Annotated in this window: 26 protein-coding genes; 16 read left to right on the top strand and 10 right to left on the bottom strand. The window is 66.7% G+C overall.

Annotated features, from left to right (window positions below; translation table 11 throughout):
* Positions 1-38: 38 nt before the first annotated feature.
* On the bottom strand, positions 39-842 hold the full coding sequence (locus CFB50_RS09905) for an ABC transporter permease (RefSeq protein ID WP_069248077.1): 804 nt from the start codon (positions 840-842) through the stop codon (positions 39-41).
* Positions 839-1,540, bottom strand: a complete 702-nt coding sequence (locus CFB50_RS09900; protein WP_089445744.1) for an ABC transporter ATP-binding protein — start codon at positions 1,538-1,540, stop codon at positions 839-841. Before CFB50_RS09900 ends, CFB50_RS09905 begins: the two co-directional genes overlap by 4 nt.
* A 152-nt stretch (positions 1,541-1,692) precedes the next feature.
* Here CFB50_RS09900 and CFB50_RS09895 point away from each other — a divergent pair, with 152 nt between their 5' ends.
* Positions 1,693-3,984, top strand: a complete 2,292-nt coding sequence (locus CFB50_RS09895; protein WP_089445743.1) for an AsmA family protein — start codon at positions 1,693-1,695, stop codon at positions 3,982-3,984.
* Between the two features lie 6 nt (positions 3,985-3,990).
* Here CFB50_RS09895 and CFB50_RS09890 read toward each other — a convergent pair whose 3' ends face one another.
* Positions 3,991-4,443, bottom strand: coding sequence for a lipocalin-like domain-containing protein (locus CFB50_RS09890; RefSeq protein ID WP_089445742.1), 453 nt, complete (start codon positions 4,441-4,443; stop codon positions 3,991-3,993).
* Between the two features lie 170 nt (positions 4,444-4,613).
* Between CFB50_RS09890 and CFB50_RS09885 the strand changes: the two genes are divergently transcribed.
* The 6 genes from CFB50_RS09885 to CFB50_RS09860 all read left to right on the top strand — a co-directional run bounded on the left by CFB50_RS09885 (position 4,614) and on the right by CFB50_RS09860 (position 11,346).
* On the top strand, positions 4,614-6,206 hold the full coding sequence (locus tag CFB50_RS09885) for an ABC-F family ATPase (protein WP_069248073.1): 1,593 nt from the start codon (positions 4,614-4,616) through the stop codon (positions 6,204-6,206).
* Between the two features lie 243 nt (positions 6,207-6,449).
* Positions 6,450-7,199 carry an FkbM family methyltransferase gene (locus tag CFB50_RS09880; protein WP_089445741.1) on the top strand — a complete coding sequence of 250 codons (750 nt, stop codon included), beginning with the start codon at positions 6,450-6,452 and terminating at the stop codon, positions 7,197-7,199.
* Positions 7,200-8,192 carry a phosphotransferase enzyme family protein gene (locus tag CFB50_RS09875; RefSeq protein ID WP_089445740.1) on the top strand — a complete coding sequence of 331 codons (993 nt, stop codon included), beginning with the start codon at positions 7,200-7,202 and terminating at the stop codon, positions 8,190-8,192. It begins immediately after the preceding gene.
* Between the two features lies 1 nt (position 8,193).
* Positions 8,194-9,072: a 4Fe-4S cluster-binding domain-containing protein gene (locus tag CFB50_RS09870; protein ID WP_089445739.1), complete on the top strand. Its 879-nt coding sequence runs from the start codon at positions 8,194-8,196 to the stop codon at positions 9,070-9,072.
* Positions 9,069-10,130, top strand: coding sequence for an asparagine synthase-related protein (locus CFB50_RS09865; protein WP_089445738.1), 1,062 nt, complete (start codon positions 9,069-9,071; stop codon positions 10,128-10,130). The genes CFB50_RS09870 and CFB50_RS09865 overlap by 4 nt, the downstream gene beginning before the upstream one ends.
* Before the next feature lie 7 nt (positions 10,131-10,137).
* Positions 10,138-11,346, top strand: a complete 1,209-nt coding sequence (locus CFB50_RS09860; RefSeq protein WP_089446083.1) for a glycosyltransferase — start codon at positions 10,138-10,140, stop codon at positions 11,344-11,346.
* On the opposite strand, the gene CFB50_RS09855 is transcribed toward CFB50_RS09860, so the two are convergent.
* A complete protein-coding gene (locus tag CFB50_RS09855; RefSeq protein ID WP_089445737.1) occupies positions 11,303-11,992 on the bottom strand; it encodes a cephalosporin hydroxylase family protein in 690 nt (229 codons plus the stop codon). The two genes, CFB50_RS09860 and CFB50_RS09855, sit on opposite strands and share 44 nt — an antisense overlap.
* Between CFB50_RS09855 and CFB50_RS09850 the strand changes: the two genes are divergently transcribed.
* On the top strand, positions 11,991-12,983 hold the full coding sequence (locus tag CFB50_RS09850; RefSeq protein ID WP_256978868.1) for a phosphotransferase: 993 nt from the start codon (positions 11,991-11,993) through the stop codon (positions 12,981-12,983). The two genes, CFB50_RS09855 and CFB50_RS09850, sit on opposite strands and share 2 nt — an antisense overlap.
* A gap of 12 nt (positions 12,984-12,995) precedes the next feature.
* On the opposite strand, the gene CFB50_RS09845 is transcribed toward CFB50_RS09850, so the two are convergent.
* Together CFB50_RS09845 and CFB50_RS09840 are read right to left on the bottom strand one after the other, a co-directional pair.
* Positions 12,996-13,571: a polysaccharide deacetylase family protein gene (locus CFB50_RS09845; RefSeq protein WP_089445735.1), complete on the bottom strand. Its 576-nt coding sequence runs from the start codon at positions 13,569-13,571 to the stop codon at positions 12,996-12,998.
* 85 nt (positions 13,572-13,656) lie between these two features.
* Positions 13,657-14,205, bottom strand: a complete 549-nt coding sequence (locus tag CFB50_RS09840; RefSeq protein WP_089445734.1) for a hypothetical protein — start codon at positions 14,203-14,205, stop codon at positions 13,657-13,659.
* Between the two features lie 285 nt (positions 14,206-14,490).
* On the opposite strand from CFB50_RS09840, the gene CFB50_RS09835 reads away from it, so the two are divergent.
* Positions 14,491-14,961 carry a DUF2501 domain-containing protein gene (locus CFB50_RS09835; RefSeq protein WP_089445733.1) on the top strand — a complete coding sequence of 157 codons (471 nt, stop codon included), beginning with the start codon at positions 14,491-14,493 and terminating at the stop codon, positions 14,959-14,961.
* A gap of 130 nt (positions 14,962-15,091) precedes the next feature.
* On the opposite strand, the gene CFB50_RS09830 is transcribed toward CFB50_RS09835, so the two are convergent.
* Together CFB50_RS09830 and CFB50_RS09825 are read right to left on the bottom strand one after the other, a co-directional pair.
* Positions 15,092-15,457 (bottom strand): hypothetical protein, encoded by a 366-nt coding sequence (locus tag CFB50_RS09830; protein ID WP_069248063.1) that lies wholly within the window; start codon positions 15,455-15,457, stop codon positions 15,092-15,094.
* A gap of 314 nt (positions 15,458-15,771) precedes the next feature.
* A complete protein-coding gene (locus CFB50_RS09825) occupies positions 15,772-16,533 on the bottom strand; it encodes a hypothetical protein (RefSeq protein WP_089445732.1) in 762 nt (253 codons plus the stop codon).
* A 124-nt stretch (positions 16,534-16,657) separates the two neighbouring features.
* Between CFB50_RS09825 and CFB50_RS09820 the strand changes: the two genes are divergently transcribed.
* From CFB50_RS09820 to CFB50_RS09810, 3 genes are all read left to right on the top strand, one after another.
* Complete coding sequence (locus tag CFB50_RS09820; RefSeq protein ID WP_089445731.1) at positions 16,658-18,094, top strand: aldehyde dehydrogenase family protein; 1,437 nt, start codon at positions 16,658-16,660, stop codon at positions 18,092-18,094.
* Positions 18,095-18,216: 122 nt separating this feature from the next.
* Positions 18,217-19,407 carry an NAD(P)H-dependent flavin oxidoreductase gene (locus CFB50_RS09815; RefSeq protein ID WP_089445730.1) on the top strand — a complete coding sequence of 397 codons (1,191 nt, stop codon included), beginning with the start codon at positions 18,217-18,219 and terminating at the stop codon, positions 19,405-19,407.
* Between the two features lie 65 nt (positions 19,408-19,472).
* Complete coding sequence (locus tag CFB50_RS09810) at positions 19,473-20,114, top strand: OmpW/AlkL family protein (protein ID WP_089445729.1); 642 nt, start codon at positions 19,473-19,475, stop codon at positions 20,112-20,114.
* A gap of 75 nt (positions 20,115-20,189) precedes the next feature.
* Here the strand turns inward: CFB50_RS09810 and CFB50_RS09805 are convergent, their stop codons facing one another.
* Positions 20,190-20,393, bottom strand: coding sequence for a DUF1289 domain-containing protein (locus tag CFB50_RS09805; protein ID WP_010095552.1), 204 nt, complete (start codon positions 20,391-20,393; stop codon positions 20,190-20,192).
* Between the two features lie 420 nt (positions 20,394-20,813).
* Here CFB50_RS09805 and CFB50_RS09800 point away from each other — a divergent pair, with 420 nt between their 5' ends.
* From CFB50_RS09800 to CFB50_RS09785, 4 genes are all read left to right on the top strand, one after another.
* The gene (locus CFB50_RS09800; RefSeq protein WP_069248058.1) at positions 20,814-21,908 is read left to right on the top strand and encodes a polyamine ABC transporter substrate-binding protein; all 1,095 of its coding nucleotides are present in this window, start codon (positions 20,814-20,816) and stop codon (positions 21,906-21,908) included.
* 86 nt (positions 21,909-21,994) lie between these two features.
* Positions 21,995-23,155 carry an ABC transporter ATP-binding protein gene (locus tag CFB50_RS09795; RefSeq protein WP_089445728.1) on the top strand — a complete coding sequence of 387 codons (1,161 nt, stop codon included), beginning with the start codon at positions 21,995-21,997 and terminating at the stop codon, positions 23,153-23,155.
* Positions 23,152-24,078: an ABC transporter permease subunit gene (locus CFB50_RS09790; RefSeq protein ID WP_069248056.1), complete on the top strand. Its 927-nt coding sequence runs from the start codon at positions 23,152-23,154 to the stop codon at positions 24,076-24,078. The genes CFB50_RS09795 and CFB50_RS09790 overlap by 4 nt, the downstream gene beginning before the upstream one ends.
* Positions 24,075-24,896, top strand: coding sequence for an ABC transporter permease subunit (locus CFB50_RS09785; RefSeq protein ID WP_089445727.1), 822 nt, complete (start codon positions 24,075-24,077; stop codon positions 24,894-24,896). Before CFB50_RS09790 ends, CFB50_RS09785 begins: the two co-directional genes overlap by 4 nt.
* Positions 24,897-25,071: 175 nt before the next feature.
* Here CFB50_RS09785 and CFB50_RS09780 read toward each other — a convergent pair whose 3' ends face one another.
* Positions 25,072-25,878, bottom strand: coding sequence for a sulfite exporter TauE/SafE family protein (locus CFB50_RS09780; protein ID WP_089445726.1), 807 nt, complete (start codon positions 25,876-25,878; stop codon positions 25,072-25,074).
* Position 25,879: the final 1 nt, after the last annotated feature.

The raw sequence follows: 25,879 nt of genomic DNA, 5'->3' as shown, positions 1-25,879 counted from the left end.
GCGAACCGCGCGAACGCATCGCGCGATGGCGCCGCGTGTCAGTGCGCGCGTTCTTCGAGCCGCGCCGCGAGAAAGCGGTGATCCGCCGAGAACAGCCGGCGATAGGTCATCAGCACCGCGCCGACCGTGCCGAGCGCGGAGGCCGCGGCGATCAGGAACATGATCACGATCTGGTAGCGCACGGCCTGCAGCGGTGATTGCCCGGCCAGCACCTGGCCCGTCATCATCCCCGGCAGGCTCACGACGCCGACGACGGCCATCTGGTTCAGCGTCGGCAGCATGCCGGCGCGCACGGCCTGGCGCGCGGCGTCCTGCGCGGCTTCCCAGCGCGTCGCGCCGAGCGCGAGTGCGGTCTCGACGCGGTCGCGGCGCGCCGTGAGTTCCTCCATCATCCGCTCGACGCCGAGCGACACGCCCGTGAGCGTATTGCCGAGAATCATCCCGAGGATCGGAATCGCGTATTGCGGCGCGTACCACGGATGGATGCGGATCACGACGAACAGGCCGACCGCCGCGACGAACCAGCTGCTGAACCAGATCGACGCGATGCTGTCGATGCGCTGGCCGCGATACGTGCGCTTGCCGCGCCCCGCGCCGGCGAGCCCGGCGATCAGCGTCATCAGCGCGGTGAGCGGCAGCACGACGTACCAGTGAGGATGACCGAATACCCAGCCGAGCACGTAGCCGATCGCGAGCAACTGCACGACGGTGCGTACGGCCGCGAGCGCAAGCTTGCGGCCGAGGCCGAGCGACAGGGCCATCGAGATCGCGCCGTTGACCGCGACGAGCGCGGCGGCGATGCCGACGTCGACGAGGCTCAGGTCCTGCAGGGCGGGGCTCATTGCGTTGCCTCCGTCGGGTTGGCCGCGTGCATCACGCCGGCCTGCATCACGAGCCGCATCGTGCCGATCCGCGCGGCCTGGGCCGGATCGTGCGAGATCCACATGTATGCGCGGGCGTCGGGCGCGGCGTCGAACCACGCGCCGACGAGCGCCTCGATCGCGCGCGCCGATTCGGGATCGAGCGCAGACGTCGGCTCGTCGAGCAGCAGCACGTCGGGATCGAGCTGCAGCACGCGCAGCAGCGCGGTGATCTGCGCTTCGCCGCCGGACAGGTCGCTCGCGCGCTTGTCGAGAAAGTCGGGACCCCGGCCGGCCTGCGCGGCGAGCGCTTCGGCGCGCGCGCGATCGAACGCGACGTCGCGATAGATCGCGAGCGAATACGGATAGCGCAGCTGCGATTCGACGGTGCCGTCCATCTGCGCGGGGCGCTGGCGCACATAGGCGACGCTGCGCCGGTAACGCGGGATCGCGTTGCGCCGGATCCGCTTGCCGCGCCACAGGATGTGGCCGCCGTCGAGCGGATCGAGCAGCGCGAGCGCGCGCAGCAGCACGCTCTTGCCCGACCCGGACGGCCCGGTGATAGCAATTCGCGAACCCGCCGCGAGGCTGAAATCGGTCGGGGCGAGCAGGGTCTTGCCGCTGCTGGCATCGCGCCGCGTGATGCGCGCTGCATCGATGAGGCCGGTGGGGGCTGTCATGTCACAAATGAAAAAAAGCGTTAATGGCGCCGAAACGTCACCATGGCGTGCGTCATAATACCGATTGAAAAGCCGCGGGTGTCGTGCGCCGTTCGTCCACGCAAGCGGCCCGGCATGGCGCGGCAACATTTCAGAACAACAACGGAACCGCCATGACGCTAGCCCGAGCCATCGGCAAATCGGCTGCATGGATCGTCGGTATCGTCGCGGTGCTCATCGCGGCGGCCGGCGTCTTTCTCTTTATCTTCGACTGGAACCGCGCGAAGCCGTGGGTCAACGAACAGGTCACAGCCGCACTCGGCCGCCCGTTCGCGATCAACGGCGACCTGAAGGTCGGCTGGCGCCGCCCCGACGGCGAAACCGGCTGGCGCGCATGGGTGCCCTGGCCGAGCTTTACGGCCACGCAGCTCGAGATCGGCAACCCCGATTGGGCGAAGATGCCCAAGTTCGTCACGCTCGACGCCGCGCACTTCGATCTCGCGATCCTGCCGCTGCTCGCGCATGAAATCGTGATCCCCTCGATCGACGTCGTGAATCCGGCAATCGACCTCGAGCGGCTTGCCGACGGCCGCAACACGTGGACCTTCCAGTTCAAGCAATCGTCGCAGCCGTCGCCGTGGAAGGTGCGGCTCGACAGCTTCGGCTTCGCGAAGGGCACGGTCACGTACCGCGACGCGATCACGAAGGCCGACCTGACCGTCGCGATCGATACGCTCGGGCAGCCGATTCCGCTCGGCGACGTGCTGAAGGAGCAGGAGCAGACATCGCGCGCGGCATCGGCGCAGCGTGTCGGCAAGCATGGCGCCGCGCAGTTGAGCGCGAAGGCCAACGCCGAGGCCGCGTCGAGCGCTTCTGCGGCGCAGCCTGCGAGTGCGGCGTCGGCCATCGGTGTTTCGGCCGGGTCTGCCGTGGTGTCGGCTTCTTCGTCTACCGCTTCGGCATCGGTTGCTGTTGCCGCGTCTGGTGCAAGCGGCGCAAGCAGCGTTGCAGCGCCCGCGAAGCCGTCCGGCCCGACCTATGCGTTCGGGCTGAAGGTCGACGGCCGCTACAAGAACGTGCCGATCAGCGGCACCGGCAAGCTGGGCGGCGTGCTCGCGATCCAGGACGCGTCGCGGCCGTTCCCGTTGCAGGCCGACGTGAAGGCCGGCGACACGCGGCTCGCGATCGTCGGCACGCTGACCGATCCGATGCACCTCGCGGCCATCAACCTGCGACTGTGGCTGCAGGGCACGTCGATGTCGCACCTTTACCAGCTGACGGGCATCACGCTGCCCGATACGCCGCCTTACGCGACGGAAGGGCGGCTGATCGGCAACTTCAAGCGGAAGGCCAGCACCTTCCGCTACGAGAACTTCAACGGTCGCGTCGGCGGCAGCGATCTCGGCGGTACGCTCACCTACGAGCAGCGCGAGCCGCGACCGAAGCTGTCGGGCGAGCTCGTGTCGAACCTGCTGCAGTTCTCCGATCTCGCCCCGGTGATCGGCGCGGATACGGCCGCGAGCAAGGCCAAGCGCGGCGACACGACGAAACAGCCGGCGGGCCGCGTGCTGCCGGTCGAGACGTTCCGCACGGACCGCTGGCGTGCGCTCGACGCGGACGTCAAGTTCACGGGTCGCAAGCTGGTCAAGAGTTCGGACCTGCCGATCACCAACCTGTACACGCACATCGTGATGACGGACGGCGTGTTGTCGCTCGAGCCATTGCAGTTCGGCGTCGCGGGCGGCACGCTCGCGACGACCGCGCATCTCGACGGCAGCGGTGCGCCGCTGAAGGGCCGCTTCACGGTGGCGGCGCGGCACCTGAAGCTCAAGCAGTTGTTCCCGGCGCAGAAGGTCATGCAGTCGGCGCTCGGCGAGATCAACGGCGATGCGTCGCTGTCGGCGACCGGCAACTCGCCGGCCGCGCTGGCCGCGACGTCGACCGGCGAGGTGAAGGCGCTCGTGACGGATGGCCGCATCAGCCGCCTGCTGATGGAAGCGGCGGGGCTGAACGTCGCGAACGTCGTCTACGAGAAGCTGTTCGGCAACAACGACGTGAAGATCAACTGCGCGGCGATCGACTTCGTCGCGACCAACGGCATTCTCGACCCGAAGGTGTTCGCGCTCGATACGGACGACGCGCTGATCAACGTCGACGGCCCGATCAGCCTGCGCGACGAAACGCTGAACCTGAAGATCCATCCGCACACGAAGGGTTTCCGGATCTTCTCGCTGCGCTCGCCGCTGTATGCGAAGGGCACGTTCAAGAATCCGGACGTCGGCGTCGATGCGGGGGCGCTCGCGCTGCGCGCCGGTGCAATGGTCGGCCTCGGGCTGATCAACCCGTTCGCGGCCTTGATTCCGCTGATCGCGCCGAGCAACAACCGCGACGTGCCGTGCTCGGAGCTGTTCGGTCAAATGAATGCGAAGGCGGCACAGCGGGCGGCGGCGAAGGCCGGCAAGTGACGGGCGTCAGCGGCCCGCGCGCACCCAGAGCAGCACGACTTCGACTTCCCGCCCGTCGATCCTGACCGGTGCCGCGGGGCCGAGTTGGAGGCGATCGCCGTCGAGCACGGCGATCCGCTGCTGGATGTTGCCGACCCAGTTCGGGAACAGGCTGACGTCCATTTCGTGAGTCAGCATGCCGTCGTCGGCGACCTGAAAGGGGCCCGAATAGGCGAGGTAGCCGCGCGCGGCCGCCGCGCACGCGTCGTCGGCGCCGTGGTGCGGGTCGCCGATCGCGTAGGGCGGCCGGCCGGCGGCCATCAGCTGGGCGGACATGTAGCCGTCCCGCGTATAGAGGAGCCAGCCGCGCACGTCGCGACCGAGCGGATAGGCGGCCGCGCTGCCGTCACAGGGGCGGACTTCGTAGGACACGAGGCGCCACGCGCCGACGAGTTGTTCGCGAAGCTGGCTGGCGAGCATGCAGGATTCCCATAAGGCGGCGGTGGGGCGCGTGCCGTCGTATTGGCGGGCCGCCGGGCGGCAGGCCAGGGGGCCGGAAATGCGTTGCCGGAACGGCGTGGTCGGCAGTTTCTCCGACACCTGCTAAAATACACGGTTTTCCGTCGATTTATCCTTTAACGGGACCTGCCGTGCTTTCTACTGCCAACATCACGATGCAATTCGGGCCGAAGCCCTTGTTCGAGAATATCTCGGTCAAATTCGGCGAGGGCAACCGCTATGGTCTGATCGGCGCGAACGGCTGTGGCAAGTCGACGTTCATGAAGATCCTCGGCGGTGACCTCGAGCCGAGCGCCGGCAACGTCGCGCTGGAGCCGAACGTGCGTCTCGGCAAGCTGCGCCAGGACCAGTTCGCGTACGAAGACGTGCGCGTGCTCGACGTCGTGATGATGGGCCACACCGAAATGTGGGCCGCTATGACCGAGCGTGACGCGATCTACGCGAACCCGGAAGCCACCGACGACGACTACATGCACGCCGCCGAGCTCGAAGGCAAGTTCGCCGAATACGGCGGCTACGACGCCGAGGCGCGCGCGGGCGCGCTGCTGCTCGGCATCGGCATCGAGGAGAAATTCCACAACGGCACGATGAGCGACGTCGCGCCGGGCTGGAAGCTGCGCGTGCTGCTCGCACAGGCGCTGTTCTCGAAGCCGGACGTGCTGCTGCTCGACGAACCGACCAACAACCTCGACATCAACTCGATTCGTTGGCTCGAGCAAACGCTCAACGAGTACAACTCGACGATGATCATCATCTCGCACGATCGTCACTTCCTGAACTCGGTGTGCACGCACATGGCCGACATGGACTTCGGCACGCTGAAGGTCTGGCCGGGCAACTACGACGACTACATGCTCGCCTCGGCACAGGCGCGCGAGCGCCAGGCCGCGGCGAATACGCGTGCGAAGGAGCGTGTCGCCGAACTGCAGGACTTCGTGCGCCGCTTCTCGGCGAACAAGTCGAAGGCCCGTCAGGCGACCAGCCGTGCGAAGCAGATCGACAAGATCAAGATCGAGGAATTCAAGCCGTCGTCGCGCCAGAACCCGTTCATCCGTTTCGAGTTCGAGAAGAAGCTGCACAACGTCGCGGTGGTCGCTGAAGAGATCACGAAGAAGTACGAGCGCACGATCTTCCAGAACTTCAACCTGTCGGTTCAGCCGGGCGAGCGGATCGCGATCATCGGCGAGAACGGCGCGGGCAAGACGACGCTGCTGCGTTCGCTGCTCGGCGCGCTCGAGCTCGAGCACGGCACGGTGAAGTGGTCCGAGAACGCGAACGTCGGCTACATGCCGCAGGACACGTACGAGGAGTTCCCGAACGACATCACGCTGATGGACTGGATCGACCAGTACCGCAAGGACGGCGACGACGAAACGATGGTCCGCGGCACGCTGGGCCGCCTGCTGTTCACGTCGGACGACATCAAGAAGTCGGTGAAGGTGCTGTCGGGCGGCGAGAAGGGCCGCATGATCTGGGGCAAGCTGATGCTCGGCCGCCACAACGTGCTGCTGATGGACGAACCGACCAACCACATGGACATGGAGTCGATCGAGTCGCTGCAGATCGCGCTCGAGCAGTTCGAAGGCACGCTGATTTTCGTGTCGCACGACCGTGAGTTCGTGAGCGGGCTGGCGAACCGGATTATTGAAGTGCGCACCGATGGCACGCTGTTCGACTTCGGTGGCAATTACGAGGAGTTCCTGACGAGTCAGGGGCAGGAGTAATTGTCCTGACGCTTCCGTTCATGTGTTGCGGCCTGGCAGTGGTACGAAGCCGGAGCGCATAGCAGCGCGAAGCCGTGAGAAACGCATCGGGCCCGCATCGACAACACTGTCGATGCGGGCTTTTTCATTTGCGTGCCAGTGAAGCCGGCGGTGTCGCGAATCGGAGTTTCCTTCCGTCAATCGACTTCGGGTAAATTACGCACCGAATACCACCCTCAATTCCGACCCGGAGCCGCTCCCTCGATGCAGGACCGTCCTTTCCCGCTCGACCTGTCCGGCCTTGCGCCAAGCCTGTACGCGCAGGGCACCGAGGAAGGCATCCTGGCGCGCCTGATGGAGCGGATCGCGCCGACCAACCGCTTCTGCGTCGATATCGGCGCAAGCGACGGCCTGCGCAACAGCAACACCGCGCGGTTGCTGCGCGAACAGGATTGGTCCGGCGTGCTAGTGGAAGGCAGCGCGTACCGGTTCGGCAAGCTGGCCGCCCACTATGCGGGCGCCGATCGCGTTCGCTTGCATCATGATCGCGTTCAGCCCGACACGATCGACACGTTGCTCGCCGACGCAAACACGCCAACCGACTTCGACCTGCTGTCGATCGACATCGACGGCAACGACTACTGGGTCTGGCGCGGCCTTCAAGCGTTCCAGCCGCGCATCGTCGTGATCGAATACAACCCGTACTACACACCGCCCGAGCGTTGGGTCATGTGCTTCAACCCGGATCACGAATGGGACGGCTCGACGTATTACGGCGCGAGCCTCGAATCGCTCGTCCATCTCGGCCGGCAGAAGGGCTATGAACTCGTCTGCTGCGACGACATGGGCAACAACGCGTTCTTCGTGCGGCAGGATCTGTATCCGCTGCTCGGCATCGCGAACAACGATCCCTCGGTGCTGTTCCGCCCGGCGATGTATAAGGTGCGCTACGTCGGGCACAACACGTTCCTGAGCGGTCATCCGTATCGATACGGGCCGGCCGAGCACATCTGAATGGACTCGCTCGCCGCGACCTTCGACGAGATCCGCGATGCCTATGCGCTGGGCCGAAGCGGGCCGCCGCGCCAGGTCGGCGAACGCGTGTGGCACCTGCCGACCGATGACGGCGGCGTAGCGGTCAAGCTCTACGCGTGCGGGCATCATGCGCGTGCGGCCAAGGAGGCCGCCGTGCTCGCGCACTTCGAGACGCATGGCGATGCGCGTTTCCATGTGCAGACGCTGAAACGCACGACGTCCGGCGAGCCGCTGTGGACGGGCCAAGGTTCCCACGCGATGCTGACGCACTGGGAAGCCGGGCAGTTCAGAACCTACGACACGTTTTCGCCGGCCGAATGGGATGCGCTGGGCGCGAGTCTGGCAGCGCTGCATCTGAGTCTCGAGCAGCTTCATTTGCCGCAGCTCGACACGATCCGCGCACGCCTGACCGCGATCGACGCGGACGCAGTGCGCCGCGGCCTGCATGACGCACTCGATCGCGCATGCGCGAACCACGCCGCCGACAACCTGCGCCGCTACGTCGATCTCGCGCTGCGCCTGCTCGACCGCTACTATCCGGGCAGCATCGACGCGTTTCCCGCCGACGATCCGCAGCACCCGATCCACAACGACTACAACCAGTTCAACTATCTGTTCACGGGCACGCTGCCGCCGCTCATCCTCGACTGGGAAGCGTCGATCGGCGCACCGCGTGAATACGAACTGGTGCGTTGCCTGAACCATCTGCCGCTGGAGGCGCCGCATCTGGCGGAGGCGTTCGTGCTGGCCTATCGGCGGACCCGGCCGGTCGATCCCGCGCGCATTGCCTGGGCGGTCGACGCCGCGTGTCTGCAGCACGCGCTCAAGCTCTGGATCGTGCAAGGCTGGCTCGACGATCCGTCGCGCTTTGCATCGCATCTGAACGGCGCGGTGACGATGGCCTCCGCGATGGTGGATGCGCGCGACCGTCTGGTCGATTTCTTTTCCCGTTGCATCGAAGCAGGACGCTGAAGTGAATGCGAATCTGAACCGGATGTCGAATCCGACGCCGCCGGCCGAGCGGCAGCATGTGTTTCCGCCGCCGCTGGATCGCGATTACCGTGTCGAAGACGGTCGCGTGCTGACGCGCTCGCTGGAAGCGCATATCGTCGACCACTGCAACCTGACCTGCGCAGAATGCTGCTCGCTGTCGCCGTTGCTGCCCGAGTGGTATGCGCGCCCCGAATCGATCGAGGCCGATCTGCGCAAGGCCGCGAAAGTGCTGCACCCGCGCATGTTCAAGCTGGTCGGCGGCGAGCCGCTGCTGCACCCGGCACTCGTCGAACTCGTCCAGCGCGTGCGCGCCACGGGCATCGCACCCGTGATCTCCGTCACGACGAACGGCCTGAAGCTCGGCGAGATGACCGACGCGTTCTGGCACGCGGTGGATGCGCTGACGATCTCGCGCTATCCGAAGCCGTCGCTGTCGCCCGACCTGGTCGCGCACATCGAGCGCCAGGCCGTGCGCTTCGACGTGCGCCTGAACTGGAAGGTGCAGGACGTGTTCACGACGATGAACCGCGCGCAGCCCGGCACCGATCGTGACGAAGCGCAGCGCCTTTATCACGATTGCTGGATCCGCGAGCGCTGCCATATGATTCGCGACGGCATGTTCTACACCTGCACGCGTCCGGCGCATTTCCATACGCTCTACAAGGGCGAGAAGGATTTTCAATCCGACGGCCTGCCGCTGCGCGACGACGCTGGCATGCTCGACGCGATGCTCGCCTATCTGCAACGCGAGGCGCCGCTCGAAGCGTGCCTGCATTGCCAGGGCGGCAGCGCACCGGTGGCGCCGCATCGCATCCTCAAACGCATTGAAGTGGACGCCTTGAAGGCTCGTTATCCATGATCGTCGGCACGCGCGACCTGTTCGGCTTCGACCGGCTTCACTATCATCCACGCAGCGGTGCGGCGGCGTCCGGCATCCGGGCCGTCCTGCACGCGTCGGGGCAACCGGCCGGCGAGCCGGACGCGGCGGCCATCGCGGGTTACCTGAGCGGCGAGCGGCTGGTTGGCCGCACCGTGTTGCGCGACGTGCGCGCGGTTCCGCCCGGCCATGCGCTGGTCCGTTGGCCGCAAGGGCTGACCGTGCAGCCGGCACCCGGGCAGCCGCAGCACGCCGATCTGGAAACCGTGCTGCGCGCATCGCTGCAGCGCGCGCTCGACAGCGGCAAGCGCGTCGCGCTGGCGCTGAGCGGCGGGCTCGATTCGGCGCTGCTGCTCGCGTTGCTGCGCGAACTCGGCGCGCAGCGGCACGTGACGTCCTACGTCCTCGTGACCGACATGCCGGACTATTGCGAACGCGATGCCGCACTCGAACTGGCCGCGCAGATGCAGGCGAACGTGAAGATCGTGCGCGCGAACGAGGCCGATTTCGTCGCGGCGCTGCCGAGAACGACGCATGCGGTCGAGGAGCCGATGTTCAACCTGCATCCGGTCGCGAAGCTGCTGCTCGCCGAGGCGATGGCCGCGGACGGCGTCGAGGTGGCCATCACCGGCGACGGCGCGGACCAGGTGATGCGACGCGATCAATCGGCCAACTATCTGCCGCTGTGCCATGCGCTGTTCGACGCGGCGTCGGTCGACCTGCATCCGCCGTTCGTCGACGCCGCCGTCGTCGCGCATCTGACGAGCATCGCGCCCGACCCGGACAAGCAATGCCTGCGCGATCTCGGCGCGCGTCTGAACCTGCCGGACCGTCTCGTGCACGGCCCCAAGCGCGGGCGGCTCGCCCCGGCCATGGATCTCGCGGCGCTGCTCGATCGCGACCGCACGCACGCGCTGGCCGATACCCTCGGCCTGGCTGCGCCCACGCTGCAGGCGGATACCGAACGCGTGCTGTGGACGACGCTGTCGCTGATCCTCGATCATTTCGACCATCTCGATGCCGCGCATCGCCCAACCTGAATCGTTCATGAAACGCATCCTGTTCTGCGTGGTGCCCGAAAAGGGGCACGTCAATCCGTGTATCGGCCCGGCCCAGCATCTGCGCACCGCCGGGTGCGACGTCGCGTTCTATGCACCGGCCGACATCAGCGCACAGCTCGACGGTGCCGGCGGCTTCGAATTCGTCGGGCCGCGCGAGACGCCCGAGCGCCACGACCTGTCGCGTGGCGCGAGCTTCGCCGCGAACATTCGCGACGCGGACTGGCTGCGGCACTGGATCCGCACGCTGCTGATCGATCTCGCGCCCGCACAGGTGGACGGCATCCGCGCGGTACTGCGCGACTGGCGGCCCGACGTGGTCGTGATCGATCCGCTGCTCTATGCGGCGGCGATTGCCGCTGAACTGGAAGGGCTGCCGTGGGTCTCGATGTCGAATTCGCTGAATCCGGTGTTGCCGGACGATCTCGATTCGGAACTGCTGCGCACGGTGCGATGGCTCACGCCGGAACGCACGCGACTGTTCGCGCGCTACGGGCTCGACGCGCGTTTTCGCGGTTGCGACATCCTCTCGCCGCACCTGACGCTCGCGTTCACGACCGACGCGCTGGTCGGTGCGCCGCCGCCCGGTGTCGAGCTGGTCGGTCCGGCAATGCCGTCCGGGCCGCGCGGCGACGAGACGCCGTTCCCGTGGGAACGCCTCGATGCGGATCGTCCTTTGGTCTACATGTCGCTCGGCAGCCAGCTTTACTACCATCCCGATGTGTTTGCGAAGGTCATCGAGGCGACGCGCGCGACGTCGGCGCAACTGGTGCTGTCGGTGGGCGAACTGGTCGATTCGGATCTGCTGCCAGCCGACGACGAGCGTGTGGTCGCCGTGCGTTACGTGCCGCAACTGGCGCTGCTGCAGCGCACGCACGCGTTCGTCAGTCATGGCGGTGCGAATTCGGTGATGGAGTCGCTTGCGTGCGGCGTGCCGATGCTGCTGTCGCCGTTCTGTAACGACCAGTTCCATTCGGCGCACTTCGTCGAGCGGGCCGGTGCGGGGTGCGTGCTGGATCTGCAGCAAGCCGGCGTGGCGGACATTGCCGGTGCGCTCGAACGTCTGTTGCGGCCCGGGACGCTGCGCGAGCAGGCGGCGCGGATCCGCGCGAGCTATGCGTCGCGCGACGGTTCTGCCGAGGCGGCGCGCCTGATCAGCGCACTCGCTTCAGGAAACCGCCAGGCGACAGCGTCATGAGGACGCGGTCCTCGATGTCGTAGTCGACCTCGAAGCGGTTGTCGCGAGCGAGGAATGCATGCGCGGCGGTGGCCGGGTTGTTGCCTTTGCCGTACGGCTTGCCGTCGAACATCGACTCGGGCAGGTACTCCATGATGGTGTCCATCACGATCGCGTAACTACCTGGCGTCACGAGCGGCGCATAGCATTCGAGTTCGCGCAGCACGTGCGCGTGGGTGTGCGTGAGATCGAGGATCGCCATCACGCGCGCGCCGTCACCGATCTGTGCGCGCACCGATGCGAGCGTGTCGGCCGCGCATGATTCGCCTTCGATCAGCGTCATGCGGTGGGCGAGCCGGTGCGATTGCAGGCGCTGCCTGACCTCGTCGCGCAGGCGCGGTTCGATCGCGACAACACGGCCGCTGTCGCCGGCCAGTTCCAGCATCGACGCGGAGAATACGACGCCGCCGCCCGCCGCGATTCCGGTCTGCACGATGCAGTCGGGACGCTCGCGCCAGATCAGCTCCTGGAGCGCGAGCATGTCGCCGGGCAGGTGGAAGAAGCGCTCGCCGAGCCAGCGCGTCTGGAACAGATGGTCGAATTCGGCGGCACGCGTCAGCCATTCGATATTGATGTCCCGCATGCGGGCCGAGGGACGCTCTGACATGGTCAATGCAACGAGTAGGAGTGACGTGAAAACGCTGGAACCGTGGCTTCACCGGTACTGGAACATCGGGCCGGCGCACCTGCAGGCGCTGGCGTCGGGCCATACTAACAAAACGTATCTCGTCGAGTGCGATGCGGGGCGCGCGGTGCTGCGCGTGTCGTGGTCCGGCAAGGCGGTCGAGCAGGTGCATCACGAGGCGGCGATACTCGGCCATCTCGGCCCCTCGCGTACGGCACCGATGCTGCCTGCACTGCCGAGACTGCGGCCGACCGTGGATGCACAGTCCGGTGTACAGCTGTCCGATGGGCGCTGGCTGCATCTGTTCGAGCATATCGACGGCCGCCCCGGCCTGCCGGACGATGCGGAGGCGGGCGCGATCGATGCGATGCGTGCACTCGCGCATCTGCACGCGGCGATGGCGGCGATGCCCGTGACCGAATCGGCGCCGCTGGCCTGGGTGTTTGCGCGCCACGCACGTGTAGCGGCGCGAGCGGCACCGTCGTTGCCGGGTGACTTGAGCGGCCACTACGAGACGATGATCCGTCGGATCGGCGCACATCTCGACGCTGCTGCCCGCTGGCTGACGGGGGCGGTGCACTGGCTGCACGGCGACTATCACGCGGGCAACCTGCTGTACGTGGGGCGCGCGGTGAACGGCGTGCTCGATTTCGACGATGTCGGGCAGGGCGCGCAGTGGCTCGAAGCGGCTTTTGCGCTGTTCGCGCTGTCGCGCGATGCGGGCAGGGACGATCGCTTCGTATTCGATGCGCGGCGCTGGGACGCCGGTCTGCAAGCCTATGCCGCGACGCGGCCCGATGACGTACCGGACTGGATGCACGACCGACGCGATGCGCTGATGGCCCTGTTCTGCGCGGACCAGACGCTGATCCATCTCGAAGCCGCACAACGCGGCCTGTGGACACCGGGGCCCGGCATTGGCTTTCTCGGCGGCTGGTGGCAGTTGCTCGGTGGTGCGGCGCCGGGACGTTAACCGGCTGCTTCGTCAGCGCGGCCGATTCAGGAACAGGCGCACCGCTTCGACCGTATTGGGCCGCGCTTCGCCATGCCGCGATCCGTCGTGCATGCAGAACAGCACGTCCCGTTGCCGTGCCGCGCTGGCGTCGACGTGCGCGCACATCGCGTCGAACAGCGCCTGCGGCGACGGCGCCGGCCGCTGCCAGTCGTCCAGTATCGCGGTCCATCCCGTGTGTTCGCGCCGCAGCCGCGCCAGCACGCCGGCGCGACCGTCCTGCGGCATCAGGCCGTAAGGCAGGCGCAATGGAATCGTGTCCGGAGCTGGAACGCCGGCGCGGCGATAGGCTTCGCGAATCAGCGCATCGGTTGCGTCGATTTCGTCGATCAGGGCGTCATCCGCGAGCGCGCCCGGCCTTGCGTGCGAATGCGTGTGATTGCCGAGTAGGTGGCCTTCGCTCGCCATTCTTGCCGCGACGTCGAGTGCGCCTGCGAGACTCTGGCCGAGCAGGAAGAAGGTCGCCTGGCAGGACGCGGCGTACAGGACATCGAGCAAGGAGAGTGTCGAGGGACCGGGCCCGTCGTCGAAACTGAGGCGAATGGACATCGCGGATGGGTGCGCCGTTCAAGGTGTACCGGACGAACGATAGCGCAAGTCGCGGCGAGCGGCGGCCGGCGCTCTCATCGTTCGGCTACTGGAGCGGCTCGATCGCCAGCGGACAGGTGCCGATCCGGCGCAACTGCGTGCCGGTCCATTCATAGAAGAACCGGGCGGCCTTCGCGCTGTTGTCGTCGCATTCGTCGTTGAAGCAGCCCGCGACGATCAACAGCCTGCTGCCGGGGCGGAAATCGACTCGCTCCTCGTCGTTGCCCATCACGCCTGCGATTTCCTGCACGCCGGGCATCGTGTACGTCGCGCCCGTGTACTTGTCGACGATCGCGAAATTCCGGCAATCCGTTCCGCAGCCCCAGGTCGCGACCCGGTAGTGGCCGGCAAAATTGGCCGGTTGCGTGAATTCGTCGCGGATGACGGTGCGGTAGAGGCGGGCTTCCCTGGTGGTCAGGCGTGGTGCCGCGGCCGGCTTGCGCGGCGCGCTTGCAGCGAGTGCCGGATAGCGGTCGAACGAAGGCGACGGGCATGCGGCGGCCGCCGTGGCCGTCGCCGCGCGGGCAGTGCCGGAGCCGCACAGCAGCGCGGCCGATGCGCCGGCGATCAGCAGAAATCGATGGGCAAGCATCACGCGAGCATCCTTCAGGTTCGGGAGTGGGATCGGGCCGGTGGGTCCGAACGGCCGGCGACGACGATTCTATGACGCTTCACGCGCGCCGGCGACCCGGCGCAGCGATCGCGAGCCTGCGTCAACCCGACGTTCCGCACACGGCCCGCCGTCAAGCTTTGTCAAATCGTGGCGATATCACGATGCCTAACGTTTCAGGCCGCCTTCGAAGGCTGTCCTGCACGGGTCGATTGGGTATCCTTGGATTCGATTCGCGGTACTCATGCCATCACAACCGGGAGGCTTCACATGAATGCACGTCTATACCGCGCGACCGTTGCCGGCGCGCTGATCGGATTGCTCGCGCCGTTTTCGCCGGCGCATGCGCAGTTGGGCGATGTCCTGAAGCAGGTCGGCGGTGGTGGCGACGCAGGCGGCAGCGCGGGCGGTGCGCTCGGCAATCTCGGCGGTGCATTGACGGGCGGGGGCGGTGCATCGCTGATGCCGGGCAGCACCGGCAACGTCGCCGGCCTGCTGCAGTTCTGCATCCAGAACAACTATCTCGGCGGGGCGTCCGGCGGAGCGTCGTCGGTGAAGGACGCGCTGATGGGCAAGCTCGGCGGCAATGCGTCGTCCGACAGCGGCTATACCAGCGGCGCGAGCGGGGTCCTCGACGCCGGCAACGGCAGCAAGCTCGACCTGAGCGGCGGCGGCCTGAAGCAGCAGGTGACCAAGCAGATCTGCGACAAGGTGCTGACGCAGGCGAAGTCGCTGCTGTAAGTGTCGCGGTGCATGGCGGCGAAGGGGGGGCGGTGCGACGCATACCGCGCCCGTCGATCATCGCGACTGCCACGCGCGCATCGACGAACAGACGGGCGGCCGTGCGATGCCGCGGCCCGCACGCATGGACTCAGTCGGCCAGCCGCTTGTCGGCGAGCGCCTTGCAGCAGTCTTCGTAGACCCATTGCACGAGTTTCGCCCGATAGTCGAGATCGTCGGTGTCGACGATTTCCTCTACCGCGTCGCGCGCCCATGACGCATCGACGAACCCGGCATGCCGCTTCGCGATGTCCTGCGCGAGCGCCGCGAGCTTGGCAACGGCCAGCCAGTCGGCCTGGCGATGATGGCGGTCGAGCCAGCGGTGCGCGGCCTGGACCTGGAACGTGGCGTCCGGCCACGATTCGTTGAGGTAAAACGCGCCGAGATTGCCGCAGGTGAGCCAGCAAAGCAGTTCCAGGCGATCTTGCGAGCCGAGGATATGGGGTGCGTCGGACATGGCAGCGCTCACGAAATACGTCGATTCCGGGCGGCGCCGGTTGCAGTGAGCCGGTGCCGATAGTAAAAACATAGCACGATGCGGGCCCGACCGCGCACCCGGGCGGATGCTGACATGGCGGTGGGGAAGCGGACGCTGCGCCGGCGAGGATCGCCGACGGCGAAGCGAGGGGGCAGCGGGAACGGAAAGTGCGGGAGCGCGTGAGGAACGACGCGGGATGAGGCGCCCGGGGAGCGGCCGCTGGCGCCGTGAAGCGGGCCCGTCGCCGGGCCCGCCGCAGCCCGGCGTGCGGCCCGGGCTGCCGATGAGCGAACTCAGGTCGTCGTGTGCGTGGCGCGCGCGATCGAACGGATGCTGCGCTCGACGCGGATCAGGATGATCAGCACCGCGAGCGACACGAACGAATACAGCGCGACGAGCGCGGCGACGCCCGCGTAGCGCGCGGTCTGGCCGTTCTCGGCAGCGGTTTCTTCCGCGGCCTTCTTCTCGTTGTCGATCGCGGTGCGGCGTGCGTCGTAGCGCTCGGAGAAGTCGCGCATGACGGCCGATACGACGTCGGTGTACGCCTGCTCGCGCGCATATTCGTCGCCGTGAGCGGTGACCTTCTTCTTGACGCTGGCCGCGACGTCCGTGCGCGACAGCACCTTGTCGAGATACGCGATCTGCTGCTCGTAGTACGCGACATCCGGATGGTCGTCGTCGCCGAGCACGCGCTGGAACGATGGCTCGTACGCGTCGTGGTCGACCGCGTAGTCCGGCGACAGGGCCGCCCGGCCGTGCTTCTGCACGATGCCCGACAGTCGCGTCGACAGGCGCAGCGCGGGCGACGCATCGTCGGCCTTGGCTGCGGCGCCGTCGGCGGCCGGCGTGGCCTTGGCGGGCGCATCGTTCTCCCACGCGAACGATGCAGGATCGACCTGGATGGCCGAATCGACCTTCGGCGGTTTCGACAGGCGCGCATCGAGTGCGACCGCGCCGAATATGACCCCGCCGATCAGGACTGCGGTCGCGAACAACAGCACGATCACGCGCAATACCTGAAGATAGCCGCCCTCGATTTTGGTCAGGATGCTCAAGGCATTCTCCTTTCTTATGATGAATGAGGCGCCGAGGCTAAAGACCTTTCTAATGGCTGTCAATCGTCACACCGGCGGACCGAAACGCTCGCTAGAATGTCGGCTTTCCTGGAGGCGGAAAGCGATGAAAATCTACGACCAGTTCTATATCGACGGCGCGTGGCGCAAACCGGCCGGCACCGGCACGATCGACGTGATCGACTCGGGCACCGAGGCCGTGATCGGCCGGATTCCGGAAGGCGTCGCGTCCGACGCGCAGGACGCGATCCGCGCGGCGCGCGCAGCCTTCGACGCGTGGGCGGCCACGCCGCCCGCGACGCGCGCGGGCTACCTGCGCAAGATCGTCGAGCATCTGCAGGCGCGCAGCGAGGAGCTCGCGCAGTCGATCACCGGCGAAGTCGGGATGCCGATCAAGCTGTCGCGCGCGATCCAGGTCGGCGGCCCGATCTACAACTGGAAGGCGTACGCGAAGCTCGCCGAATCGTTCGAGTTCGAGGCACAGGTCGGCAACTCGCTCGTCGTGCGCGAGCCGGTCGGCGTCGTCGCGGCGATCACGCCGTGGAACTACCCGCTCAACCAGGTCACGCTGAAAGTCGCGCCGGCGCTCGCGGCCGGCTGCACGGTCGTCCTGAAGCCGTCCGAAGTCGCGCCGCTGAACGCGTTCATGCTCGCCGAAGCGATTCACGAAGCCGGGCTGCCGGCCGGCGTGTTCAACCTTGTGTGCGGCTACGGCCCGGTGGTGGGTGAAGTGCTGGCCACCGATCCGGACGTCGACATGGTGTCGTTCACGGGCTCGACGCGCGCGGGCAAGCGCGTGGCCGAGCTGGCGGCCGCGGGCGTCAAGCGCGTCGCGCTCGAGCTGGGCGGCAAGTCGGCCTCGGTGATCCTCGACGATGCCGATTTCGCGACGGCGGTGAAGGGCACGGTCAACGCGTGCTACCTGAACGCGGGGCAGACCTGCTCGGCGCACACGCGCATGCTGGTGCCGGAAGCGCGCTACGACGAGGCGCGCGCGATCGCGAAGGCGGCGGCCGAAACCTACGTCGCCGGTGATCCGCGGCAGGATGCGACGCGCCTTGGCGCACTGGCATCGGCCGTCCAGCAGCAGCGTGTGCAGGACTACATCCAGCGCGGGATCGACGAAGGCGCCGAACTCGTGACGGGCGGCACGGGCCTGCCGGAAGGGCTGGACAAGGGCTTCTTCGTGAAGCCGACTGTGTTCGGCCGTGTCGATCCGAAATCGACGATCGCGCAGGAAGAAATCTTCGGGCCGGTGCTGTCGATCATCACGTATCGCGATGAAGACGAGGCCGTGCGGATCGCGAACGATTCGCCCTACGGGCTCGGCGGTGCGGTATGGGCCGGCAGCGACGAACGCGCGATGGGCATCGCGCGCCGCATCCGCACCGGGCAGGTCGACATCAACGGCGGCGCGTGGAACATGGCCGCGCCGTTCGGCGGCTACAAGCAATCGGGGCACGGCCGCGAGAACGGCGTGTACGGACTCGAAGAATATCTCGAGTACAAGTCGATGCAGCTCAAGCCCGCGAAGCCGGCCTGAGCGTTTCTCACGGCCTGAACCGGAAACGGCACGCTCGCGTGCCGTTTTTTATTGACGGCCGTCAAGGTGCGCGTCGGTGGATCGTCGATCATCGCGGTTCCGATGTTCCGACGAGGTTTCAGATGACCGTACGCACTTCCTTTCCGCCGCTGACGATTCGCGGCCGCACCTTGTTGCCCGTCGTGCAGGGCGGCATGGGCGTCGGCATCTCCGCGCACCGGCTGGCGGGCAGCGTCGCGCGCGAAGGTGCGGTCGGCACGATCGCGAGCATCGACCTGCGCCACCATCATGCGGATCTGCTCGCGCGTTGCCGTGCGCAACCCGATCGCGCGACGCTCGAGACCGCGAACCTCGAGGCGCTCGCACGCGAGATCCGCCTCGCGAAGACCTACAGCGAAGGGCGCGGGATGATCGCGGTCAACGTGATGAAGGCCGTGAGCGCGCATGCCGACTACGTGCGGGTCGCGTGCGACGAGGGGGCCGACGCGATCGTGATGGGCGCGGGCTTGCCGCTCGACCTGCCCGATCTCACACAAGGACACGACATCGCGCTGATTCCGATCCTGTCGGACAGCCGCGGGATCGCGCTCGTGCTGAAGAAGTGGATGAAGAAGGGGCGCCTGCCCGACGCGATCGTGATCGAGCATCCGGCGCATGCGGGCGGCCATCTCGGCGTCACGCAGATCGACGACATGCACGACCCTCGCTTCGACTTCGCACGCGTGCTCGACGAGACCGCCCAGGTGATGGCGTCGCTCGGCCTCGCGCGCGAAACGATCCCGTTGATCGTTGCGGGCGGGATCAACGGTCACGACACGGTGCGCGCGGCGTTCGACGCCGGCGCGAACGGCGTGCAGGTCGGGACGCCGTTCGCGGTGACGGAAGAGGGCGATGCGCATCCGCACTTCAAGCGCGTGCTGGCCGACGCGACGCCCGAGGACATCGTCGAATTCGTCAGCGTGACGGGGCTGCCCGCGCGCGCGGTGAAGACGCCGTGGCTCGATCGTTACCTGCGCAACGAAACGCGCATCCGCACCAAGCTCGGCGCGCTTAAGCAGCGCTGCCCGACCGCGCTCGAATGCCTGAGCGTATGCGGCTTGCGCGACGGCATCGAGAAGTTCGGCCATTTCTGCATCGACACGCGGCTCGCGGCCGCGCTGCGCGGCGACGTGGCGAACGGGCTGTTCTTCCGCGGCCGCGAGGCGTTGCCGTTCGGCCGTGCGATCCGCAGCGTGCGCGATTTGCTCGACCTGCTGCTGACGGGCTGTGCGACCGAGCCTGCGGCAAACCGTCCCACGTTTACGTTGGCTTGACGGATATCAAGATAAAAAAAAGACCCTACAGGGAGAATGGAAACCATTCTTTGGGGGTCCGTACCATGCATGAAACGATTCGAACTTGTGTCACCGCTGCCGCCGTTGCAGCCGCTTTCGCCGCGATGCCTTCGCTGTCGCACGCTGCCTCGCCGGGCGACGGCATCAACCAGGGCGACGTCCTGGTCCGGCTGCGCGCGATCAGCATCCAGCCGAACGAACGCGCGAGCGATACGCTGGGCGCGCTCAACGTCGGGGTGAACAACGCGATCGTGCCCGAGCTCGACTTCACGTACATGATCCGCGACTACCTCGGCGTCGAGCTGATTCTCGGCACGTCGCGGCATCAGCTGACGTCGAGCCTCGGCAATCTCGGCGGCGTGGGCGTGCTGCCGCCGACGCTGCTGCTGCAGTACCACTTCAACCATGCCGGCAAGGTGCGTCCGTATGTGGGTGCAGGCCTGAACTACACGTACTTCTACAACAACGGGCTCAACGTCGGCGGGCAGGGCGTGTCGATCAACAAGAGCAGCTTCGGCCCCGCGCTGCAGTTCGGCGTGGACGTGCAGGTGACGAAGAAGATTTTCATGAACGTCGACGTGAAGAAGATCTGGATGAGCACCGATGCGACGCTGGGCGACAAGGGCATCGGCACGCTGCACATCGATCCGCTGATCGTCGGCGTGGGCGTCGGGATGAAGTTCTAGACGCGGCGGGAAAAGAATAGAGTTGGGGTTGGCGGCATGTCGGTCGGCATGCCGCTTTTTTTATGCGCGGCGGATTTACAGCTTGTCGTACTGGAAGCGCATCGCGGTGCCTTCGCGCGAGATGCGCTCCCACACCGCGCGCTTTTCGTCGTCGCTCAGGAACACCCAGTTCGACACTTCGGCGGCCGTGCGGCCGCAGCCCTTGCAGACTTCGTCGAAGAGGGTCGAGCATACGCCGATGCAGGGGCTGTCGGGCAGGTCGTGGAGATTGGAGGCCATCGGAAGGGTTCACGCAGTTGAATCGTCAGCCGCCATTTTAATGCATCGCGGTCGGACGGTCGGACGGGTGCGGCCGGCATGCCGTACCGGTGCAGCGGCGTGACAATACGGCGGGGTTCGGGCGCAGCCGCCAGGCGGTTCGCGCCCGGCCGGCGAACGCGGTTGCGCCGCCGCCCGTTTTTCCCGGTGGACAGCCGCCGATTAACCGATAGAATTCCCCGGGAACGCCCCGCCGCATGGGCGGCCAGCCTGGCCGGCAGCGGGAATCTGTTCCGTTTGCGCGACACCGGCATGATTTTTTTGTGACGGGGCGCGAATGATGGTAGTTTTCGGGGTTTTCGAGGGGCGGCGCGCCAGAATGCGCCGTCATGACGAGGCAGACGGCAGCCGGACACACGGTCCGGCCGTAGGGAGAACGGGATGAAAGCAAAGGTAGTGGGCCGGTTCGCAGCGCTCGCGCTGTGCGTGGGTGCATCGGCGGCAGCGGCGAAGGATACGCAGCTCAATGTCTATAACTGGTCGGACTACATTGCGAAGGACACGATCCCGAACTTCGAGAAGCAGGCAGGCGTCAAGGTCCGCTACGACAACTACGACAGCGACGACACGCTGCAGGCGAAGCTGCTGACGGGCAGCTCGGGCTACGACATCGTCGTGCCGACCAGCAACTACGCGGGCAAGCAGATCGCCGCCGGCATCTTCACGCCGCTCGACAAGTCGAAGCTGCCGAACCTCAAGTACCTCGATCCGCAACTGATGGCGCTCGTCGCCGGCGCGGACCCGGGCAACAAGTACTCGGTGCCCTGGGCGTACGGCACGACCGGTCTCGCGTACAACCTGACGAAGGCGCAGCAGGCGCTCGGCAAGGTGCCGCTCGACAACTGGGACATCCTGTTCAAGCCGGAAAACATCTCGAAGCTGAAGACCTGCGGCGTGTCGGTGCTCGACGCGCCCGACCAGATGTTCGCGGCGACGCTGCACTACATCGGCAAGGATCCGATGAGCACGAACCCGGCCGACTACAAGGCCGCGATGGAAGTGCTGAAGAAGATCCGCCCGTACATCACGCAATTCAACTCGTCGGGCTACATCAACGACCTGGTCGGCGGCGACATCTGCTTCGCGTTCGGCTGGTCGGGCGACGTCGTGATCGCGAAGCATCGCGCGATCGAGGCGAAGAAGCCGTACAAGGTCGAGTACTACATTCCGAAGGGCGGCGCGCCGGTGTGGTTCGACGTGATGGCGATCCCGAAGGATGCGAAGAACAAGGATGCCGCGCTGCAGTGGATCAACTACATCGAGGATCCGAAGGTGCACGCGGCGATCACGAACGCGGTGTACTACCCGAGCGCCAACGCAGAGGCCCGCAAGTATGTGCGGCCCGACGTCGCGAACGACCCGGCCGTCTATCCGCCGGCCGACGTCGTGAAGACGCTGTTCCTGCTCAAGCCGCTGCCGCCTGAAATCCAGCGTCTGCAGACGCGTCTGTGGACCGAGCTGAAGTCGGGCCGCTGACGCGAACCGGAGTGAATCAGCAGTCATGAAGCCCCTGGTACCCCCGGGGGCTTTGTTCGTTCAACGCAGGAGAGAAGCAGCACATCATGAATAGCCAGTCGGGTGCGCCGGTCGCGGGCGCACCGTCCTCAGTTTCCTCCTCCGGCGCCGATGCGCGCGCCGAGAACTTTGTCCAGATCGTCGACGTCGTCAAGAAATTCGGCGACACCGAAGCCGTGCGCAGCGTCAACCTGACCGTGCGCCAGGGCGAGCTGTTCGCGCTGCTCGGCAGCTCGGGCTGCGGCAAGTCGACGTTGCTGCGGATGCTCGCGGGCCTCGAGACGGTCACGTCGGGCAAGATCCTGATCGACGGCGAGGACCTCGCGCAGATGCCGCCGTACAAGCGGCCCGTGAACATGATGTTCCAGTCGTATGCGCTGTTCCCGCACATGTCGGTCGAGTCGAACGTCGCGTTCGGTCTCAAGCAGGAAGGCACGCCGAAGGCCGAGCTGAAGGCGCGCGTCGCTTCGGCGCTCGAACTCGTGCAGATGAGCAAGTACGCGAAGCGCAAGCCGCATCAGCTGTCCGGCGGCCAGCAGCAGCGCGTCGCGCTCGCGCGCTCGCTGGTCAAGCGGCCGAAGCTGCTGCTGCTCGACGAGCCGATGTCCGCGCTCGACAAGCAGATCCGCCAGCGCACGCAGATCGAGCTCGTCAACATCCTGAACAAGGTCGGTGTCACCTGCATCATGGTCACGCACGACCAGGAAGAAGCGATGACGATGGCCAATCGCCTCGCGGTGATGAGCGAAGGGCAGATCGTGCAGATCGGCTCGCCGAACGAAGTGTACGAATATCCGAACAGCCGCTTCTCGGCCGAATTCATCGGCTCGACGAACCTGTTCGAAGGCGTGACCGTCGAGGACGAACCCGACCACGTGTACATCGAGTCGCCCGAGCTGCCGAGCCGGCTGTACGTGAGCCACGGGATCTCGGGCCCGCTCGGGATGCCGGTCACGGTATCGGTGCGCCCCGAACGGATCGCGCTCACGCGCAAGCCGCCCGAAGGCGCGTTCAACTGGGCGCGCGGCCGGATCAGCAACGTCGCGTACATGGGCGGCTACTCGCTGTATCACGTGAAGCTCGACGGCGGCAAGACGGTGATCGCGAACGTGTCGAGCCTCGCGATTTCGGAGCTCGAGACGCCGGCGCTCGGCGACGAGATCTACGTGCGCTGGAGCGCGACGGCCGGCGTGGTGCTGACGTCATGACCGCGTTCAAGTCCATGCTCTCGTGGCCGGTGCGGCGCTTCAACCTGACGGGCGCCACGGCGGTCGTCGCGGGGCCGTTCACGTGGCTCGTGCTGTTCTTCCTCGTGCCGTTCGTGCTGGTCGTCAAGATCAGCTTCGCGGAGCTGCAGCTCGGCATCCCGCCGTACACGGAGCTCGCGTCGTACGCGGACGGCGTCGTGCACGTCGCGCTGAACCTGTCGCACTACGCATTCCTGTTCACGGACAGCCTGTATTTCGCGACCTACGTGAACTCGGTGTGGGTGGCAGCGATCACGACGCTGCTGTGTCTGCTGATCGGCTATCCGATGGCGTACTACATCGCGCGCTCGAACCCGGCGACCCGCAACCTGCTGATGATGGGCGTGATGCTGCCGTTCTGGACGTCGTTCCTGATCCGCGTGTACGCGTGGATCGGCATCCTGAAGAACAACGGGCTGCTGAACAACTTCCTGATGTGGGTCGGGCTCACGCATACGCCGATCGAGCTGTATCGCACCAACTACGCGGTGTACATCGGGATGGTCTATTCGTACCTGCCGTTCCTCGTGATGCCGCTCTACGCACACCTCGTGAAGATGGACCTGCGCCTGCTCGAAGCCGCGTACGACCTCGGTGCCAAGCCGTGGAAGGCGTTCGTGCAGATCACGCTGCCGCTGTCGAAGAACGGGATCATCGCGGGTTGTCTGCTCGTGTTCATTCCGGCGGTCGGCGAGTACGTGATCCCCGAACTGCTCGGCGGCGCGAACACGCTGATGATCGGCCGCGTGATGTGGAACGAGTTCTTCAACAACGCAGACTGGCCGATGGCGTCGGCGGTGACCTGCGCGATGGTGCTGCTGCTGCTCGTGCCGATGGCGATGTTCCAGCACTTCCAGGCGAAGGAGCAGGGAGGCCGCCGATGAAGCCGAATCGTTACCTGCAGTTCGCGGCGCTGTTCGCCGGCTTCGCGTTCCTGTACATCCCGATCATCAGCCTGATCGTCTATTCGTTCAACGAGTCGAAGCTCGTCACCGTGTGGTCGGGCTTCTCGTTCCGCTGGTATGCGGCGCTCGTCGAGGACGACGAGCTGCTGACGGCCGCGTGGCTGTCGCTGAAGATCGGCGTGCTGACCGCGTTCGCGTCGGTGTTCATCGGCACGTGGGCCGGCTTCGTGCTCGCGCGGATGGGGCGCTTCCGCGGCTTCGCGCTGTTCAGCGGGATGATCAACGCGCCGCTCGTGATTCCCGAGGTGATCCAGGGGATCTCGCTGCTGCTGCTGTTCATCGAGCTGGCGAAGTGGATCGGCTGGCCGGCCGAGCGCGGCGTGTTCACGATCTGGCTCGGCCACGTGATGCTGTGCATCTCGTACGTCGCGATCATCGTGCAGTCGCGCGTGCGCGAGCTGAACCCGTCGCTGGAAGAAGCCGCGCTCGATCTCGGTGCGACGCCGTTGAAGGTGTTCTTCACGATCACGCTGCCGCTGATCTCGCAGGCGCTGATCGCGGGCTGGCTGCTGTCGTTCACGCTGTCGATCGACGACCTCGTGCTGTCGGCGTTCCTGTCGGGCCCCGGCTCGACGACGCTGCCGCTCGTGGTGTTCTCGCGTGTGCGTCTCGGCCTGAACCCGGAGATGAACGCGCTCGCGACGCTGTTCATCATCGCGGTGACGGCCGGCGTCGTGATCGCGAACTTCGTGATGCTGCGCCAGGAGCGCAAGCGGATGGCGGGGTTCGCGACCTGACGTTCGGGTTGTGATCGACGTGAAAAACGCCCGGTGCCGACGACGAGTCGGACCGGGCGTTTTGTTTTGGTGGCGCCGCGTGTAGATCGGTGCCGGTCAATACGCGATTGCGACGGATGAACCGGCATCGCGGGCGGGACGCGGATTCGATTCCCGCGCCTGACTGCGCACCGCCTCACGCGCCGAACGCCGCCTTCGCCAGCAGCCCGAGCGCGACGCACACGAGCACGGCCGCGAACCCGGCCTGCACGTGCCGCGCGGCGAGGTGGCGCGACGCGCCGCGGCCGGCGGCCATGCCGAGCGCGGTCGCGACGGTGAACCACAGCGTCACGTCGAGCGGTGCGCGCGTGCCCGACACGAGCGTCGCGAACACGCCGCCGGTGCCGACGAGCGCGATCACCATCAGCGACGTCGCGACGACACCGTGCATCGACACGTTCGTGAACTTGCGCAGCATCGGCACGATCACGAAGCCGCCGCCGACACCGAGCAGTCCCGTCATCAGGCCCGTCATCGCGCCGGTCGACGCCAGCGCGACGCCGACCGGCCAGGACCACACGAGCCGGCCCGTATCGGGATTCACGCGGCCGACGCACAGCGGCGACGCTTCCGCGTCGACCGGTGCGTGCCGCAGCGCCTGCCGCAACAGGCGGCCGGCGACGACCAGCATCGTCAGCGCGAACAACGCGAGCAGCAGGCGTTGTGGCAGCACGTGCGCGAGCCGTACGCCGAGCGTGGTCAGCGGCACGCCGGCCACGGCCATCAGCAGCGCCGCGCGGTAGCGCACGAGCCCGCGTCGGAAACCTTCGAGCGCGCCGAGCGCGGCGCTGCCCGCCACCGCGACGAGCGCGACGGGCGTGGCCTGCTGCATCGGCCAGCTCATGCCGACGACGAGCGCGGGCACCGCGAGGATGCCGCCGCCGGCGCCGGTCAGGCCGAGCACGGCACCGACGAAACCGCCCAGTACGAGGGAAATCAGCATG

The sequence above is a fragment of the Burkholderia sp. AU33423 genome (assembly GCF_002223135.1).
Lineage (GTDB): Bacteria > Pseudomonadota > Gammaproteobacteria > Burkholderiales > Burkholderiaceae > Burkholderia > Burkholderia lata_D.
This window is presented reverse-complemented; position numbering and strand designations above follow the sequence as displayed.

Bases quoted from the DNA above. Each gene is read 5' to 3' on its own strand.
- CFB50_RS09905 (WP_069248077.1), bottom strand. From the start codon at position 842: ATGAGCCCCGCCCTGCAGGACCTGAGCCTCGTCGACGTCGGCATCGCC.
- CFB50_RS09900 (WP_089445744.1), bottom strand. From the start codon at position 1,540: ATGACAGCCCCCACCGGCCTCATCGATGCAGCGCGCATCACGCGGCGC.
- CFB50_RS09895 (WP_089445743.1), top strand. From the start codon at position 1,693: ATGACGCTAGCCCGAGCCATCGGCAAATCGGCTGCATGGATCGTCGGT.
- CFB50_RS09890 (WP_089445742.1), bottom strand. From the start codon at position 4,443: ATGCTCGCCAGCCAGCTTCGCGAACAACTCGTCGGCGCGTGGCGCCTC.
- CFB50_RS09880 (WP_089445741.1), top strand. From the start codon at position 6,450: ATGCAGGACCGTCCTTTCCCGCTCGACCTGTCCGGCCTTGCGCCAAGC.
- CFB50_RS09875 (WP_089445740.1), top strand. From the start codon at position 7,200: ATGGACTCGCTCGCCGCGACCTTCGACGAGATCCGCGATGCCTATGCG.
- CFB50_RS09865 (WP_089445738.1), top strand. From the start codon at position 9,069: ATGATCGTCGGCACGCGCGACCTGTTCGGCTTCGACCGGCTTCACTAT.
- CFB50_RS09860 (WP_089446083.1), top strand. From the start codon at position 10,138: ATGAAACGCATCCTGTTCTGCGTGGTGCCCGAAAAGGGGCACGTCAAT.
- CFB50_RS09850 (WP_256978868.1), top strand. From the start codon at position 11,991: ATGGTCAATGCAACGAGTAGGAGTGACGTGAAAACGCTGGAACCGTGG.
- CFB50_RS09855 (WP_089445737.1), bottom strand. From the start codon at position 11,992: ATGTCAGAGCGTCCCTCGGCCCGCATGCGGGACATCAATATCGAATGG.
- CFB50_RS09845 (WP_089445735.1), bottom strand. From the start codon at position 13,571: ATGTCCATTCGCCTCAGTTTCGACGACGGGCCCGGTCCCTCGACACTC.
- CFB50_RS09835 (WP_089445733.1), top strand. From the start codon at position 14,491: ATGAATGCACGTCTATACCGCGCGACCGTTGCCGGCGCGCTGATCGGA.
- CFB50_RS09830 (WP_069248063.1), bottom strand. From the start codon at position 15,457: ATGTCCGACGCACCCCATATCCTCGGCTCGCAAGATCGCCTGGAACTG.
- CFB50_RS09820 (WP_089445731.1), top strand. From the start codon at position 16,658: ATGAAAATCTACGACCAGTTCTATATCGACGGCGCGTGGCGCAAACCG.
- CFB50_RS09815 (WP_089445730.1), top strand. From the start codon at position 18,217: ATGACCGTACGCACTTCCTTTCCGCCGCTGACGATTCGCGGCCGCACC.
- CFB50_RS09810 (WP_089445729.1), top strand. From the start codon at position 19,473: ATGCATGAAACGATTCGAACTTGTGTCACCGCTGCCGCCGTTGCAGCC.
- CFB50_RS09805 (WP_010095552.1), bottom strand. From the start codon at position 20,393: ATGGCCTCCAATCTCCACGACCTGCCCGACAGCCCCTGCATCGGCGTA.
- CFB50_RS09800 (WP_069248058.1), top strand. From the start codon at position 20,814: ATGAAAGCAAAGGTAGTGGGCCGGTTCGCAGCGCTCGCGCTGTGCGTG.
- CFB50_RS09795 (WP_089445728.1), top strand. From the start codon at position 21,995: ATGAATAGCCAGTCGGGTGCGCCGGTCGCGGGCGCACCGTCCTCAGTT.
- CFB50_RS09790 (WP_069248056.1), top strand. From the start codon at position 23,152: ATGACCGCGTTCAAGTCCATGCTCTCGTGGCCGGTGCGGCGCTTCAAC.
- CFB50_RS09785 (WP_089445727.1), top strand. From the start codon at position 24,075: ATGAAGCCGAATCGTTACCTGCAGTTCGCGGCGCTGTTCGCCGGCTTC.
- CFB50_RS09780 (WP_089445726.1), bottom strand. From the start codon at position 25,878: ATGCTGATTTCCCTCGTACTGGGCGGTTTCGTCGGTGCCGTGCTCGGC.